This is a genomic window from Brevundimonas sp. GW821-FHT12E07, assembly GCF_058807035.1.
The window spans coordinates 234008-250358 of record NZ_JBXAQH010000004.1 but is presented as its reverse complement, the minus strand read 5'-3'; the positions used below and the strand labels follow the sequence as shown (position 1 = coordinate 250358).

The following is a 16351-nucleotide window of genomic DNA, read 5'->3' as shown; positions in this document are numbered from 1 at the left end:
GATGCTGGCCATCGCGTTCGCGACCTCGCTTCTGGCGGTCCCCGCAGAGGCGCAGCAGACGCGCGTCAGCACCTTCAACATCGCACCGCAACGGGTTCGCGACGCCCTGCTCGATCTCGCCCTGCAGAGCCGACGCTCGCTGGGTGGGGAGATCGGCGCCTGTCGCGGGACCAGTCCGGCCGTTCACGGCGTCATGCCCGTCGAAACCGCCCTCGGCCGGGTTCTGGCCGGCAGCGGCTGCACCTGGGCCATCGGATCGAACGGCGCGGTCATCATTCGCCGCGTCGCGCCCCCGGCCCCGCCTGCCCCGACGCCCCGCGCGGCGCCGCCCCCGGTCGACTATCCCGACGAAGCCTCCGAACTCAGCGACATCGTCGTCACCGCCGAGCGCCGCCCGGACACCGCCCAGCAGGCGCCGACGGCCCTGACCGCCCTGTCCGGCGACCGCATCGGCCTGGCCGACGTCACCGACCTGACCGACGTCAGCTCCCTGGTCGCGGGAATGACGGTGACCAACCTCGGCTCCGGCCGGAACAAGATCCTTCTGCGCGGTATGTCGGACGGCGCCTTCACCGGTCTGACCCAGTCGACGGTGGCCATCTATCTCGACCTCGCCCCGATCACCTACAGCGCACCCGATCCGGATCTGAAGCTGATCGACGTCGACCGGGTCGAGGTCCTGCGCGGTCCCCAGGGCACCCTCTACGGCACCGGCCCGATCGGCGGGGTGGTGCGCATCGTCACCCATCGTCCGGACCCGGACGATTCGAAGCTTGAGCTGTCGGCGACCAACTCCTGGACCCACTCCGGCGGCCAGAACACCGACTATTCCGCGACCGGCAATCTGCCCCTCATCGACGGGCGGCTGGCGATCCGGGGCTCGATCTATGAAGAGTCCTTCGGCGGCTATATCAACGACGTGAACCTGAACCTGCACCGGGTGAACGACGGCTCGCGCCACGGCGGACGCGTCGGGGTCAGCGCCTGGCTCAATCCCGACTGGAGCCTGACCGCCGGCTATGTGCGCCAGGCGATCAAGACCGAAGACACCCACTACGTTTATCGGGTCCTCGGCGGGCTGACACGCGCCAATCTGGTGCGCGAGCCGCACGAGAACCAGTTCGAGGAAACCTATCTCACCCTCAACGGTCAGGGCGACTGGGGGCGGCTGGACGCCTCGGTGGCCTCGATCGACCATGACTTCACAAGCCGCTACGACGCCTCCAGCGCCCTGATCACCTTCGGGTCGTTCGGGCGGATCGGAGCTCTGGACGAGGTCAAGAACATCCATCTGTTGGTCGGCGAGGCGACCCTGCACTCGCCGGACGCCGGGCCCTTCCGATGGCTGGCCGGCGGCTTCTTCTCGACCAGCCGGACACCGTCGGTAACGACCCTGTCGGCCCTGCGCCCCCTGCCGCTGGAGCTGATCTACACCGAGAACCGGCTCGACAAGCTGGACGAGATCGCCGCCTATGGAGAGCTGTCGCTGGACCTCAGGCCCGACCTGACCGCGACGGTCGGCGCGCGCTGGTATCGCGTCGACTACAGTGCGGTCTCCGACGTGAACCACTACGGCTTCCACCGCCCGTTCGCCGGCGATGGCGGCGACGCGGGCCTGTCTCCGAAATTCGGCCTGGACTACCGGTACAGCCCCGATCTGAATTTCTACGCCCTGATCAGCCAGGGGCACCGAACCGGCGGGTTCAACACCGCCGGGCCGATCTGGCAGCAATTCAACGGCCGGGTGGGCCAGCCCGCGCGCGAATATGCGCCCGACACCCTGTGGAACTACGAGGTCGGGGCCAAGGCGCGGCTCTGGGACGGCAAGGTCCAGGCCCGGATCGCGGCCTTCGTCTCGCGCTGGAAGGATATTCAGAGCGACCAGTTCCTGCCCAGCGGCCTGGCCTATGCGGTCAACGTCGGCGACGGGGCAAACCAGGGGCTGGAGATCGAGACCAACTGGCGCCCCAGTGACGACCTCACCCTGCGGTTCAACACCCTGCTGGCCGATCCGGAGATCACCCGCCCCAGCCCGGCCTTCAACTCCAGGGGCGATGCGGGCCTGCCCGGGGTGCCCGCGATCTCGGCCAATCTCAACGCCAGCTATCGCCGCCCGCTCTGGCGGGGCCTGTCCTTCACCTCCGACGCGGTGATCGCCTATGTCGGGGCCTCGCGCCTGACCTTCGACGCCTCGCGCCGCTACCGGATGGGCGACTATGTCACCGGCCGCCTGTCGGCGGGCATCGAGGGCGATCACTGGACAGCGACGGCCTTCGTGGACAATCCCGCCGACACCGAGGCCAACACCTTCTCCTTTGGCGACCCTTTCCGCCTGCCCGAGGCGCTGGCCACCACCCCGCTCAGACCCCGGACCATCGGCCTGACCCTGACCTGGTCGCCCTGGTAGTCTGAATTTCCTCATGGCGATCCGGGGTTTGATTTGCTCTAAGTCGCGGTGATGCGTTCCCCCACCGCCTCAGAGACGCCGACGTCCGAGACCCCGCCCCCGGAATCCCGGAAGAGGCCAGGGAAGCGACGCCGGGCGGGCCGGATCGCCCTGGTGTCCGGCGGCGCGACGCTCGTCGTCGTCGTGGTCCTGGCCGGCGGCCTCTATCTGAACCGCAGGGCGGCGGCCCAGCACATCCTGACCGGCTGGCTGGAACAGCAGGGCGTCCACGCCCAGGTTCAGGTCCAGCGCATCGAACTGAACGGCTTCACCGGCCGCATTCTCATCGGCGATCCCGCCCGTCCCGACTTCGTCGTCGATCGCGCCGAGGTCGACTACGCCATCGGCGCGCCGTGGTCGCGCACGGGCTTCGGCGTGACCCCCGGGCGCATCCGCCTGGTCCGGCCGGTGCTTTCCGCGACCTGGCATGACCGGAAATTCTCGCTCGGGTCGCTGGACCCCCTGGTCAAGAAATTCACGGGCCAGCCGCCCAGGCCCGACAGTCACGGCCCGCTGATCCTGGTGGAGGGCGGACAACTGCGCCTTCAGAGCGACTACGGCGCCGTCACCGTCCTGGCCGACGCCACCGTCAACGACGGCAAGCTGATGCGGCTGCTCGCGCGGATGCCGGCGGCGTCGCTGAAGAGCGGCCCGACGACCGTAACGAAGCTTCAGGCCGACGTCGAGCTGACCACCACGGGCGACCGGGTGGCGGTGACGGTCCATTCGGCGGCCGAGGCCGTGTCCGGTCCGGCGGGTCAGGGCCGCGACCTGCGTCTGACCCTGACCGGCGCCCTGCCCTATCCCGACCTCAAGACCCGCCGCGGCGATGGACAGGCCCGCATCGAAGCGGCCCTGACGGCCGGCTCGGCGGCGACGGGCGAGAACCGCCTGACCGACGCCGCCCTGCATCTGACCTTCGACGGCCAGACGCAAGGCTGGATCGAGGCTTTCCGCATCACCGGCGCGACCGACCTGGCCCTGACCGCGCGCGAGGCCGCCACCGAAACCCTGACGCTCAACGGCCTGCGCGCTACGGCGAACGGCGCCCGCACCGAGGTCGCGCGCGGGAGCACCGGCTTCCGCACCGCCCTCTCCGGCCCGGTCGCGGCGACCGCCGACCGGTTCCGCTTCGGTGAGCTCGACCTCAGGACGGTGCGGACCACGACCGCCCTCCAGCTGGTCGCCGACGACGCGCTCAGGATCGACGCCGACATCGCCGTGACCGCCGCTCACGGCGCTTGGCCCCTGTTCGGCCCCGTCGCCTCCGACGACATCCCCGAACTGGCCGAGATGAAGCGGGCGCTGGGCGACTTCGCCGTCTCCGCCCCCGCCGTGCATCTGACGGTCGACCCGACCGGGACCGAGGCCCGCCTCACCCGTCCCATCCGCCTGACCCCGGCCAACGGCGGCGTCATGACCCTGACGGCGGCCTCCACGCCCGTCTTCGCCGCCGCCCCGGGTCAGCTGGGCGGCGGCGCCCTGTCGGTCACGGCGACGCGCGGCAAGGGCCTGCCCGAGGCCACGGTCGCCGTCCCGCGCTGGAGCCTGACACCGACCGGCTTCTTCGCCGATCTCGACGCCCGCGCCGCCCTCGACTTCGGCCTGGCCCAGGGCCTGACGGTGCGCACCACGGGCCGTCTGACCTCGGCCAACACCCGCCTGACCTATGCGCCCCGGGGCTGCAGCGCCTTCACCGCCCGTCTGCTGGAGCTGGGCGAGAACGACGTGTCCGACGTCGCGGGTCAGCTCTGCCCGCCTGCCGGGCCGCTGGTCACCGTCGCCGACGACGGCTGGCATGTGCGCGGCCGCTTCGCCGGGGTCTCCGCCGCCGCTCCCTTCCTCGAAGCCCGCATCACCGACGCCGAAGGCGGCCTGAGCGTCGACGGCTCAAAAGGCGGCGACCTGACCCTGTCGGCCCGCATCGAGCAGGCCACGGTCCGCGACGCCGCCGCCACGCGCCGCTTCAATCCGCTCCGCCTGACCGGGACCGCCGGTCTGGCGAAGGAGCAGTGGACGGGGGCCTTGGATGTCGCGTCCGGCGAGCACCCGCTGGGCCATATCGTCCTGAACAACAACGGGATCAACGAAAGCGGCGGCCTGACGATCGACACCGGCATGCTGACCTTCGCGCAGGGCGGCTTGCAGCCGCTGGACCTCAGCCCGCTCGTCGCCGGCTTCGTCGAGCCGCCCGTGACCGGTCAGGCGCGTTTCACCGGCCGCTTCGACTGGTCGCCCGAGACCCAGACCAGCTCCGGCGTCATCACCATCCCGGGCCTCGACTTCGTCAGCCCCGTCGGCGAAGCCAAAGGCCTCAAGGGCGAGGTCGTCCTGACCAGCCTCGTCCCCCTGACCACGGCGCCCAACCAGACCCTGACGCTCGACAGCCTGGCCTCCGTCACCCCCCTGACCGATCTGAAGGTCGAGTTCGGCCTCGACCTGACCCGCTTCACGCTCGGCGGGGCGGATCTGAAGGTCGGCGGCGGGGTCGTTCGGATCGAGCCCCTGTCCGTGCCCTTCGACCGGACCCAGACGATCACCGGCGCCCTGGTCCTCGACAAGGTCCAGATCGGCAACATCTTCTCGGGCGCGGGTCTGGACGACAAGGTCAAGCTGGACGCCATCGTCTCGGGCCGCCTGCCCTTCACCTCGGGCCCCGAGGGCGTGCGCGTCCAGGGCGGGGTGCTGAACGCCGTCCAGCCGGGCCGCCTGTCCCTGCAGCGCGAGGCCCTGACCGGCATGGAGGCCTCCAACGCCGACGCCGAGGTCCCGCCCAATATGATGACCGACCTGGCCTATCAGGCGCTGGAGAACCTGGCCTTCGACGACATGACCGTGGTGGTCAACAGCCTGGACGCCGGTCGCCTGAACCTGCGCTTCGCCATCCACGGCCGCCACGATCCGCCGCAGAAGCAGGAAATCCGCCTGACCTGGCTGCAGGTGATCCAGCGGCGGTTCATGGACAAGCCCCTTCCCCTGCCCTCGGGCACCGGGGTCAATCTGAACCTGGACACGACCCTGAACGCCAACCAGCTGATCGGCGATCTGCTTGAGCTCAACCGCGTCCGTCAGGGCCAGGCCTCAGCCGCAAGCCCGCCCACACCCTGAAAATGTTCAGGGGCCATTCACCCGCCACCGCGTTATGGTGTGGGACGTCATCGATTCCGGAGTTGCGACCATGATCACAAAGCGGACCCTCGCCGCACTGGCCCTCGGCGGCCTCGCCGCGGCCGGCGCCTCGGCCTGCACCCCGACCGTGCGTCTGGAAGTGGCCCCGATCACCATCAACGCCACGCTCAGCGCCGACGTTCGCATCCGTCTCGACAAGGAGCTGCAGACGCTCCTTCAAGAGAACCCCAACCTGTTCTGATGGGAAAGATTCAGCAGATGACCTTCCGCAAGATTCTCGTCGCCGCCTCCGCCGTCGCCCTTCTGGCCGTCGGCGCTGTCGCCACCACGGCCATGGCCCAGACCTCCGAGCAGAAGGCGATGATCGACGCCGCCAAGGCGCAAGGGACCGTGGGCGAACAGGCCGACGGCTATGTCGGCGTGCGCACCACCGCCAGCGCCGACCTGCGCGCCGCCATCGAGGCCACGAACAGCGGCCGCCGCCGCGTCTATGCCAGCAGCGCCGCCGAGGCCGGCACGACGACCGAAGTCGCCGCCGCCCGGATGTTCGAGACCCAGCTGTTCGGCCGGGTCAGCTCCGGCCAGTGGTACAAGAACGCCGCCGGCCAATGGGTTCAGCGCTAGGGGGTCCAGCGCTGAACCCCCGGCCCTGACCGGGGGCGGCGGGGATCACCCCGCCGGTTTCAGCAACTGGGCGATGGCCGCGTCCAGCTGGGCGTCGCGGCCCGACAAGGTCTCGCCCAGCGGCCGTTCCACGGCCTGATCCACCGCGCGCGGGTGCATCTCCATATCGTCGCCCGCCGAGCCCTGGATCCGCGATCCGGGCAGGCGCACGGTCGAGCCGTCGATCAGCCGCTCGCTGCCGGTGAAGATGATCCAGCCCGCCGTCGGCTGCCCCACCACCTTGCCCAGACCCAGGGTGCGATAACCCTCGGTGAAATCCTCGGCGTCCGACAGGGAGGACTCGTTGGTCACCAGCACCGTCGGCTTGTCCAGCGCCCTCTGCCCCAGGGCCTGACGGCTCGGCAGGGTGAACAGGTCGCGCGGCGTCATGTGCAGGAAGTTGCGGCGTGAGAAGACGTCCAGCGCATAGCCGTTCACGAACCCGCCGTTGTTGTTGCGGATGTCGATGACGATGCCGTCCTTGCCCTGGTTCTGGCTGTCGAGATCCAGATAGAGCTGGTTCAGGCTGTCCGCCGACATGTCGGCCATGTGGACGTAGCCCAGCCGCCCGCCGGACGCCCTCTCGACATAGGCCCGGCGGCTCGCCACCCACTGACGATAGGCCAGACCCGAGGCCGTCCCCGCCCCCACCGGCCGCACGATCGCCTCATGGCGGCCCGAGGCGTTGGTAAAGCCCAGCACCACCCGGTCGCCGACCTGGTTCTGCATCAGGGCGTCCAGATTGGTGTTCGCCTCGATCGCCTGGCCGTTCACGCTGACGATCCGGTCGCCGACCTTGATCGATCCGGCGATGAAGGTCGGGCCCAGATTGACCACCTCGCGCACGATCAGGCCGCGCCCGGCCTCATAGGCCTCGCGGTCGAAGCGCAGGCCCAGGTCGCCGATCCGGTCGGTCGGAACCGAGCCGCGCGGCGCCCCCATGCCCGAGTGGGACGCGTTCAGCTCCCCGATCATCAGGTTCAGCGTCCGCCGAAGCTCGTCACTGGTCCGGGCGCCCGCCACATAGGGCTGGAACCGCGCACGCAGGGCGGTCCAGTTCTGGCCGTTGAAATTGGGGTCGAAGAAGTTGCGGTTCAGGGTGCTCCAGGTCTGGTCGAACACCACCTGCTTCTCGCGCGCGAAGTCGACGTCCATCTGGGCCTGGATGCCGATGGTCTTGGCGCGCGGGCTTTCCAGCGGCGTGGTCACCACCGAGCCGCCGTCCAGATAGAACAGGGTCTTGCCGTCGCCGGTCAGGTAGAAGTCGGGCTTGGGCTTGGGGGTGGAGCTGATCTGCTGGGCCACCGGCGGCTCGGTCGCCAGCTCGTCCAGCGACCAGGAATAGAGGCTCTCCTGCCCCCGTTCGCTGGCCCGGAAGACCAGGGTCTTGCCGTCGTTGCTGATCACCGGCCCGTCGGCGTTGAGGCCCAGCGGCAGCAGTGTCGCCCGTTCGCGGATGCCTTCGAAGACGATGGAGACGCTGACCGGCGGGGTGCGCGGCGGGGTGGCGGGCGGGGCCGCGCGTCGGCTGCCGGTCGCAGCGGAGCCCGAAGCCGGCCCGGATGCCGGCGCCGTCGCGGGCGGCGTGGTGGACGGCGCGTCCGGCGTCTCGGTCTTGGGCGCGTCCGGATTGAACAGGTCGCGGAAGGCGTCTTCCCGGTACTTGGGCACATGCGGCAGGAGGTCGATGCGGACGATCCGCGAGTCCTCGGTCCGCTGCGAGGTGTCGAACAGGATGAACTTGCCGTCCGCCGACCAGACGATCTTGCCCATCTGACCATTGGCCAGGAAGCTGATCGGACGCGCCTCACCGCCCGCCGCCGGCACGACGTGGACATTGGTGAAGGACCGGCGGTCGACCACCGGGAAGGCGATCCATTTGCTGTCCGGCGACCAGACCGGCGTCGGCCCGCGCTCGTCCGTGGCCAGGGCGCCGGTGAACAGGACCCGGTCGGCCGCCGCTGAACCGGCCGTCGGCAGGGTCATGACGTGCAGTTCCTTCGCATCGGTCACATAGGTGATCGACTTGCCGTCCGGCGCATAGGCCAGGGCCGAAGCCATGCCCGAGGTGGTCAGAAGCGTCTCGGTCGAGGTCTCGAAATCGTACTGGGCGATCACATGGTCCAGACCGCGCTCGGTGACATAGAGCAGCTTCCTCGAATCCGGCGACCAGACCATCTCCCGCTCGGCGGCCAGGCTGGTGGTCACGCGCTGGGCCGGGCCGCCGTCCTTGGCCGAGACGGCGAACAGCTCGCCGTGGGCCAGCACGGCCACCTTGCGGCCGTCCGGCGACAGGGCCATGCGCTCGAAATTCGTGAGGGTGACGTGGCGCTGGCTCTCGGCCGCCGAGGCGCCGCGCAGGGTGATCGGCACCTGCGCCGCCTGCCCCGTCGCCGGATCCACCTTCCAGACGCCGAAGTCGCGTTCGAACACCACCGCCGAGCCGTTGGCCGCCATGTTCGGATAGAGGAACCGTCCGCTGGTGAAGCGGGTCACCTGCGCGGCCTCCCCGCCCCCGGCGGGCATCCGCCACAGGTTCTCGGCGCCCGACTTGTCGCTCATGAAGTAGAGTGTGCGGCCGTCCGGGCTCCACATCGGCCAGGCGTGCTTGGCCTCGTCGGCCAGCAGCTTGCGATAGGCGCCGTCCCCGGCGACGGGCTTCACCCAGATCTCCGTCTCGTCGATGTGGGAATGGCCGTTGCGCCACCACTGGCCGTTGCTGAGCCCTCGCGCCATCAGGGCGATGGACGATCCGTCCGGCGAGGGCCCGGCCTGGAACTCCGACAGATACTGCTCGCGGCTGACTTCCAGCGGCGTGCCGCCCGTCGCGGCGACGCGGAAGATGTCCGGCTGGCGGCCCACGTCATTGATGCCCGAGGCGAAGTAGAGCCACTTGCCGTCCGCCGACCAGGCGTCCAGCTCCTCATTGGACTCGGCATAGGTCAGGCGCGTGGTCGCGCCGCTGGCCAGATCGAGGATGTAGATGTTGGCGTTGCCGCCGCGCGTGGAGGTGAAGGCCAGCTTCGTCCCGTCCGGCGAATACAGCGGCCGCCCCTCGGTCGCCGCATCGGTCACCAGCAGATGCGCCACCCCGCCCGAGGCCGAAACCTCCCAGATGTCTCCGCCCGAAACGAAGGCGATCTGACTACCGTCCGCCGACAGGCTGGGCTCGGCCAGGGACGGCTTCGCCTCCGGGATCGTGGTCTGCGCAAACGCCTGGCCCTGGACGAAAAGCTGCGTCAGGGCGACCGCGATCAGGGTCGCCGCCTTGTTGGTTTTCATGTGGTTTTCGCCCCGGGGGAAGTCATCTGGATCGGACGCCCATCGCGCGGCCAATGGTCGCGCTTGTCAAGTGACTTGACGGAAACATAACCGGCCAGTTATGAGATATTTCATAACCACGAAGTTATCGATCTTCATGACCCCCGCCGACCCCGACGTTCTGTTCCGCACTCTCGGCGACCCGACCCGCAGGGCCCTGTTCGAGCGCCTGTGCCGCGAGGGCGAACAGACCGTCGGCGCCCTGACCGCGCGCGCCGGGGTGTCCCAGCCGGCGGTGTCCAAACATCTGGGCGTCCTGCGGCAGGCCGGGCTGGTCAGCGACCGGCACGAGGGACGCCAGACCCACTATTCCGCCCGCCCCGGCGCCCTGTCGGCCCTGACCGACTGGACCCGCGACATGACCGACTTCTGGGAGGCCCGTCTCGACGGCCTCGGAGACCTTCTGAACAGGATGGACCAATGACCGCCAGCACCGAATCCGTCATCGTCGAGCGGGAATACCCGCATGCGCCCGAGAAACTCTGGCGCGCCCTGACCCAGCCGCACCTGATCGAGGAATGGCTGATGAAGAACGACTTCGTCCCCGAGGTCGGCCACGGCTTCAAACTGCGCGGCGACTGGGGCGGGGTGCTGGACTGCCAGGTCCTGACGGTCGAGCCCAACCGCACCCTGGCCTACAGCTGGGACTTCGACAGCGAGGATCCCGCCTTCGCCCTGAAGAGCGTGGTCACCTTCACCCTGACCCCCACCGACGGCGGGACGCATCTGCGCATGGAACAGGCCGGCTTCCGGCCCGAGCAGAAGCAGGCCTCGGGCGGCGCGAAGTTCGGCTGGGCCAAGTTCCTCGACAACCTCGACCAACTGCTGACGCGGGAGGGCTGAGCCATGAACGCCCTGATCCGTCAGACCCATCGCTGGCTCTCGATCGCCTTCACCGTGGCGGTCGTGATCAATATCGTCGCCCTAATGATGAAGTCGCAGGCCGTCTGGATCGGTCTGCTGGCGCTGTTTCCACTGATCCTTTTGCTGATCTCGGGCCTCTATCTGTTCGCCCTGCCCTATGTGGCGAGGTTCAGACGCACGGCGGGCTGAACCCGGCGCCGCCTGCGGCCTTAACCGGCTGAAAACATGCGGCCTTCCGACCACGCCGTCCGATCGGCTCAGCAGGCCCCGGCGCGGTGTTAGACTGCTGTCGGGTCTTTGACAGTACGAGCCATCCGCGCCCTCGGCACGCCACGCCGATTGCACTCGCGTCGCTGCGGAGTGCAATCTCTTATCGCGATACCGGCCCTTGGAAATCAGAAGCTTGGCGAATCAACTTCAGGTCTGACTTTCAAAATTGCACCTTTTGCACTCGCCTTTTTTCGAGTGCACTCCCGCCCCCTCAGCGACTGCGGACGATGCAGCGGAAGCCGACGTGGGAGGTCGAGGTGTCCACCGGCTGGGCGTGGCGCGCCGCCGGCCGATAGCGCCGGCAATAGGACGGGGCGCACAGGTGCGAGCCGCCCTTCAGCACCTTGCGCGGGATGCGGATGCTGGGCTGGGCCGGATCGAAACTGGCCTCCAGCGCACCGCCGCGCGGGTTCTTCGGCGCACAGCAGGCCCGGGTGACGACGGCCTCGGTCGACCACCAGTCCTGGGTCCACTCCCAGGTGTTGCCAATCATGTCGTACAGGCCAAAGCCGTTCGGATCGAACGACCCCACCGGGCTGGTGTAGCGCTGGTCCATGGGCTTGCGGTTGTCCCACGGGAACTGCCCCTGCCAGGTGTTGGCCATGGTCCGGCCGCCGGGCTCGAACTCCTCACCCCAGGCATAGGCGGTGTCGGCGCCGCCCCGGGCGGCGTACTCCCACTCCGCCTCGGTCGGGATCTCGGCTCCGGCCCAGCGCGCATAGGCCGCCACATCGGCCCAGGCGACATGGACCACCGGATGGTCCCACAGCCGGTCCAGGGTGGTGCCCGGCCCGCGCGGATTGCGCCCGTTCGCCCCGTTCAGATAGGTCCACCAGGCGCGGATGTCGTTCAGCGGAACCGGCCCCGGCGGCGGGGTGAAGACCAGCGACGCCGGCTGCAGCATCTCGGGCGGTGCGCCCGGATAGTCCTTCGGGTCCGGCGGGATCTCGGCGAAGGTGGTCCAGCCGGTGTCCTCAATGAACTCGGCGAAGTCGCGGTTGGTCACCGGATGGATGTCGATGGCGAAGGAGTCGACCATCACCGCATGGACCGGCGCCTCCTCGGCGTAGTGGTCATCGGATCCCATCATGAACAGGCCGGCCGGCAACTCGATACGGGCCGGACGGCGCGGGTCGGCCCTGCGCGCCCGCGCCGTCATTTCAGCCGTTCCGGGACACGGGTTTCGACGGCGTGCGGCATGGATTGATCCCCCTTCAGACTGGCCGAAAAGGTGCCCCGCCGTCGCCGTCCGGACGATCAGGTCAAACCCCGAAGTCCGCCCGGAAGCAGCGCCTTACGGGCGCCGTTTGGCGGCCTGGGCACGCGGTCAGGGGGTGATCAGATGCTGTTTGATGGCGAAGCGGACGAACTCGCCCGCGGTCCTGACCCCGGCCTTGCGCATGGCCGAGGCCCGGTGGGTCTCGACCGTCTTGACGCTGATGCTCAGGTCGCGGGCGATGGCCTTGTTGGACTGGCCTTCGGCGATCAGCTGCGCCACCTCGAGTTCGCGCACCGTGAAGGTCTTCAGCCGCGATCGCTTGCGGTCCTGGACCAGGCCGTCGAGCAGCAGCTCCGAGACCCACGGCGAGAAATAGGGCCGCCGGGCCCCGATGGCGGAGATCGCCGCGCTCAGGTGCTGCTGGGTGTCGGTCTTGAGAATGTAGCCCTTGGCGCCGGCCGCCAGCCCCTCGTTCACCGTCTCGTCGTCGTCCCGCATCGTGAACAGCAGCACCGAGATCTCCGGCGCCTCCTGCTTGAGGCGGCGGGTCAGGGTAACCCCGTTCATATGCGGCAAGGAGACATCCAGGACCGCGATATCCGGCCGAAGATTCAAGGCCATTTCAAAGGCCGTATCCCCGTCTGCGGCTTCCCCGACAACTTCCCACGCGGGATTGGAAGAAATGATCTCGCTCACCCCGCGGCGAACAACCTCATGGTCGTCCGCCAATAGTATCCTCAACACAGCGCCCTCCCCGACAGCCCAGTTCAGGTGAAACCATTAGGGGCTGAATAAATGCAGTATATCAGAAAAAACCCTTAGGAGTTGTGTTATGGTGCTTGCGTAGGGCTTTTCAGGAGGCGGCTTTGTCAGGGGCCGATACCCGAACCCGCGCGACCCTTTCGCCGTCTTACGACGTCGAGGAAACGCGCCCGCCGCCGGTCGTGGATCACCACCACGGTCCCGGCCTGTCGCCGGGCATGGCCTATATCCTGGACCTGGAGAGCGGTCGGCCGAAGTATATCGACGCCTTCCTGGAGCGGCTGCTGGTTCCCACCGGCGGGGCCTTCCGGTTCGGCGGGCTGCGGCGTCGGTTGACCCCGTCGGACGTCACCATCCTCAATGCCCATCTGAAGAAGCTGCACGAGCTGCCGCCGGGCGAGATGGCCGACATGGTCATCTCCATCGCCCAGGACGACGACAGGCTCTGCTGGCTGCATTTCCGGTCCCGTCTGCTCGCGCGGCCGGGCGAAGCCCGCGCCCGACAGATCATCGGCGCGGCCGTCGAGGTCACGGCGGACTACGCGCCTGCCCTGATCAAGGACCTGGAACGGCGGATCATCCACGCCGAGGAGGCCGAGCGCCGCCGCATCGGGCGCGAGCTCCACGATTCGACCATCCAGCATCTGGTCGCGCTCGACATGTTGCTGGGATCCCTGGAGGGCAAACCCGAAGGGCCCAATGAGGCGATCGTGCGGGAGATGCGCGAAACCCTGAGCTCGGTGCAGAACGAGATGCGCACCTTCGCCTTCCTGCTGCATCCGCCCAGCATCGAGGAACAGGGACTGGAGCAGACGCTGCGGCGATTCGCGCAGGGCTTCGCACGCCGCACCGGCCTGGCCATCGACATGGATATTCGCCTGAACGGCGCCTTCCTGCCGTTTGACACCGAGGTCGCCCTGTTCCGCATCGCGCAGGAGGCCTTGATGAACGTCCATCGGCACGCCCAGGCGACGGTGGTCAATGTCGCGCTGGTCGCCGAACCGACCGAGGTCAGCCTCGTGATCACCGATGACGGACGGGGCATGAACAGCGCCCAGCTGGCTCTCGCAATGAAGGGCGGCGGCGTGGGCATCGCCAGCATGCGGTCGCGCATCACCTCCCTGGGCGGGGCGATGCGCATGGACTCCAACGGCCGGGGCGTCAGTGTCTCCGTGACGGCTCCGCGGCGGTCGCGCCGGGCCTGACCCACCGGGCATCCAGGAGCCGGGCATCCGGGAGCCGGGCGCTAGGGTCTGACCTGATGCCCCGGGCGTCGGTCCTGTGGTGTGGTCGCTCAAATTGTCTGGAAGCCGCCATGCCCGCAGTTCTCCCCTCCTGGAGAGATGACGCCGCCCGAAGCGCCATCCTGAACTTCGTCGCGTTGACGACCGATCCGTCGAGCGCCCACTTCGTCGCCCAGGAGGACCGGATCGCGGTCTTCGGCCACGACGGCGCGCTGTGGTGCGAACAGCCGACCACGGTTCAGACCCTGTTCGCCCGCGAAAGCCTGGAGAAGCTGGCCGAGAGCGCGCCCTCGCTGCGCGATCGGGAGCCGTTTCGGACCCTGCTGGAGCGGGATCCCGCCGCCGCCCACCGCCTCGGCAAGCGTGCGATCTTCGAGGCCATGGCCCTGATCGACGCCGGCCTGACCCTGCCGGAGTTCGAGACCCGGGTCCGGGCTTGGCTGGAGGTCACGCCGAACCCCGCCCTGGTCCGGCTGTGCGCCAATCTGGTCTACCAGCCCCAGCTCGAACTCCTGCACTATCTGCGCGCCAACGGCTTCAGGTCGTGGATCGTCTCGGCCGGCGGCGTCGACTTCATCCGCACCTTCTCCCAGCGCCTCTACGGCGTCCCGCCGGAGCAGGTCATCGGCAGTTCAAACGGGATCGAGCAACGCTTCGACGCTTTCGGCGGCTCGGTGCTGTGCAAACTGCCGACTGTGCGGCTGTTCAACGACGCCGAGGCCAAGGTCGAGACCATCGCCGACCATATCGGGCGCCGGCCGATCCTGGCCTTCGGCAGTTCGGACAGCGACCTTCCCATGCTGCGCTACACCATGGGCGGCCTGACGCCGGGGCTGGCGCTGCTGCTGCATCACGACGACGCCTTTCGCGAGGCGGCCTATGACCGCGAGAACCAGCTCAGCCCCCTCATCGAAGGGCTGGACCACGCGCGGGAACTGGGGCTGACCGTCGTGTCCATGGCCCGGGACTGGAAGAACGTCTTCGCCTGAGGCCGCCGGGCGTCCTGCTCAGAAGGCGGCCGGATCGGCCAGCTGCGGCGGCGCCGCCCCTTCGACGGTGCGATTGAAGACCGCGGGCGGCTGGCTGGCGAGTGAGTCCTTCAACAGCAACATCGGCTTCTGCGACTCCCGCACCCCGCCCGAGGTCGGACGATCGACGTCCATGATCAACAGCAGCGACAGGGTGAAGAGCAGGCACAGCATGGTGGCCAGGGCGATGCCGTGACGCCCGTAAAGGACGAAGCCCAGCACCCCGGCGCTGACGATCTGGTAGACCAGCAGCAGCAGGAAGACCTCGGACGGCACATGCAGCCCCCGCGCGACCTTGCGGGCGGTATCCATGTCGATGACCGCGTTCACGGACTCGATGAACGGTCCCGAGAACTCGGCGTCGCGGATGCTCGGGATGACCGCGACCGTCTCCGCCCAGAGGTCGGTCAGCAACCTGTCGTTCTGCTGGACGAGGGCGTCGCGCTTGGTCCCCGCCCCCTGCGCCTCGGCCAGGGCGATCCGGTTGTTGGTGTAGACGACCAGGACATTGCTGACCCGCTCGCGGTGCGGCGACGGCAGGATCTGGGCGCGCAGATAGGCGGTGCCGATGTCGTTGGCCTCTTCCAGCACCAGGGCGCGGCGACCTTCATAGCGTTCGATCGCCAGCGAGAAGGTGAAGCCCAGCAGCAGGGCCAGAAGGCCGAGCACGCCGGAGACGATATAGCCCTCCTGTCCTGAGCCTTCCCCGGCGTCTTCGTCATCGCCCGAGGCCGCGACGAGACGTTGCCGGATGACCCAGCCGACCGCCGCTGAAGCCGCCATGGACAGAAGCAGGCCGATCCCGATGACCCACAGCGGGGTCGCGTCCAGCACGCCGGTCAAGGTGTTGGTCATGTGTCGGGCCCTCCGTCACCGCTATGGTGGCGGTTGGGGGCGGCAGGCGCCTATCGGTTGGATTCCCTAGAGAACCCGCATCACGCCCTTCCCTCGCCGCCCTTCCCCACTGCCCTGGAGCGGATCGCCTCCCCGACAAGCGTTGCGGGTTAGACCTGAGTGCCGTTCAGGGCCGATGGACGCAGTCTGAGCCTCCGCTTGGAGAGACCATCATGCCCCGACTGACTCCTTCCCTGATCTCGGCGCCCGTCGTCATCGCCCCCCTCGCCATCGCCCTGGCCGTGGGCGCCCTGTCGCTCAGCCTCGCGGCCTGCGGCGGCGGCGGCGCCACCACCGCCATCGAGACCCAGACCACCGGTCAGCAACTGATCGACCTGAAGGCCGCCCTCGACGCCGGCGTCATCAGCCAGCACGAATACGACGCCAAGCGCCGCGAAATCCTGCGCCACAACTAGGCGTGGACACGAAACCTGACCGGATGCGCCGACGGCGTCGCATGAGCCTTCACCGCCTCGGCCTCTGCGCGGTCTCGATCCTGTCCCTGTCCTTC

Annotated in this window: 14 protein-coding genes; 10 read left to right on the top strand and 4 right to left on the bottom strand. The window is 68.7% G+C overall.

All coding sequences use genetic code 11. The features are described 5' to 3' along the window. Position 1 precedes the first annotated feature (1 nt). The 4 genes from AC1ROD_RS16130 (at position 2) to AC1ROD_RS16115 (ending at position 6199) form a co-directional block, all read left to right on the top strand. The gene (locus AC1ROD_RS16130) at positions 2 to 2407 is read left to right on the top strand and encodes a TonB-dependent receptor (protein WP_492949284.1); all 2406 of its coding nucleotides are present in this window, start codon (positions 2 to 4) and stop codon (positions 2405 to 2407) included. A 153-nt stretch (positions 2408 to 2560) separates the two neighbouring features. After that, entirely contained in the window at positions 2561 to 5554 is a 2994-nt protein-coding gene (locus tag AC1ROD_RS16125; RefSeq protein ID WP_492949283.1) for an intermembrane phospholipid transport protein YdbH family protein, read from the top strand. A gap of 70 nt (positions 5555 to 5624) precedes the next feature. Next, positions 5625 to 5816 (top strand): YnbE family lipoprotein, encoded by a 192-nt coding sequence (locus AC1ROD_RS16120; protein WP_492949282.1) that lies wholly within the window; start codon positions 5625 to 5627, stop codon positions 5814 to 5816. A 17-nt stretch (positions 5817 to 5833) separates the two neighbouring features. Continuing rightward, positions 5834 to 6199: a YdbL family probable chaperone protein gene (locus tag AC1ROD_RS16115; protein WP_492949281.1), complete on the top strand. Its 366-nt coding sequence runs from the start codon at positions 5834 to 5836 to the stop codon at positions 6197 to 6199. Between the two features lie 45 nt (positions 6200 to 6244). On the opposite strand, the gene AC1ROD_RS16110 is transcribed toward AC1ROD_RS16115, so the two are convergent. Further along, complete coding sequence (locus AC1ROD_RS16110; protein ID WP_492949280.1) at positions 6245 to 9520, bottom strand: S41 family peptidase; 3276 nt, start codon at positions 9518 to 9520, stop codon at positions 6245 to 6247. A gap of 136 nt (positions 9521 to 9656) precedes the next feature. On the opposite strand from AC1ROD_RS16110, the gene AC1ROD_RS16105 reads away from it, so the two are divergent. From AC1ROD_RS16105 to AC1ROD_RS16095, 3 genes are read left to right on the top strand one after another with little or no spacing between them, the layout of a single operon-like run. Beyond that, positions 9657 to 9983, top strand: a complete 327-nt coding sequence (locus AC1ROD_RS16105; RefSeq protein ID WP_492949279.1) for an ArsR/SmtB family transcription factor — start codon at positions 9657 to 9659, stop codon at positions 9981 to 9983. Continuing rightward, entirely contained in the window at positions 9980 to 10402 is a 423-nt protein-coding gene (locus tag AC1ROD_RS16100; RefSeq protein WP_492949278.1) for an SRPBCC family protein, read from the top strand. The genes AC1ROD_RS16105 and AC1ROD_RS16100 overlap by 4 nt, the downstream gene beginning before the upstream one ends. Positions 10403 to 10405: 3 nt before the next feature. Then, complete coding sequence (locus AC1ROD_RS16095) at positions 10406 to 10612, top strand: hypothetical protein (protein ID WP_492949277.1); 207 nt, start codon at positions 10406 to 10408, stop codon at positions 10610 to 10612. A 292-nt stretch (positions 10613 to 10904) separates the two neighbouring features. Here AC1ROD_RS16095 and AC1ROD_RS16090 read toward each other — a convergent pair whose 3' ends face one another. Together AC1ROD_RS16090 and AC1ROD_RS16085 are read right to left on the bottom strand one after the other, a co-directional pair. Then, positions 10905 to 11852, bottom strand: coding sequence for a formylglycine-generating enzyme family protein (locus AC1ROD_RS16090; protein ID WP_492949276.1), 948 nt, complete (start codon positions 11850 to 11852; stop codon positions 10905 to 10907). 168 nt (positions 11853 to 12020) lie between these two features. After that, positions 12021 to 12656, bottom strand: coding sequence for a response regulator (locus AC1ROD_RS16085; protein ID WP_492949275.1), 636 nt, complete (start codon positions 12654 to 12656; stop codon positions 12021 to 12023). A 122-nt stretch (positions 12657 to 12778) separates the two neighbouring features. Here AC1ROD_RS16085 and AC1ROD_RS16080 point away from each other — a divergent pair, with 122 nt between their 5' ends. Next, positions 12779 to 13879: a sensor histidine kinase gene (locus tag AC1ROD_RS16080; protein ID WP_492949274.1), complete on the top strand. Its 1101-nt coding sequence runs from the start codon at positions 12779 to 12781 to the stop codon at positions 13877 to 13879. Positions 13880 to 13989: 110 nt separating this feature from the next. After that, positions 13990 to 14907, top strand: a complete 918-nt coding sequence (locus tag AC1ROD_RS16075; RefSeq protein ID WP_492949273.1) for an HAD family hydrolase — start codon at positions 13990 to 13992, stop codon at positions 14905 to 14907. Between the two features lie 18 nt (positions 14908 to 14925). Here the strand turns inward: AC1ROD_RS16075 and AC1ROD_RS16070 are convergent, their stop codons facing one another. Beyond that, a complete protein-coding gene (locus AC1ROD_RS16070; protein ID WP_492949272.1) occupies positions 14926 to 15801 on the bottom strand; it encodes a bestrophin-like domain in 876 nt (291 codons plus the stop codon). A 212-nt stretch (positions 15802 to 16013) separates the two neighbouring features. Between AC1ROD_RS16070 and AC1ROD_RS16065 the strand changes: the two genes are divergently transcribed. After that, a complete protein-coding gene (locus AC1ROD_RS16065) occupies positions 16014 to 16256 on the top strand; it encodes an SHOCT domain-containing protein (protein ID WP_492949271.1) in 243 nt (80 codons plus the stop codon). Positions 16257 to 16351 lie beyond the last annotated feature (95 nt).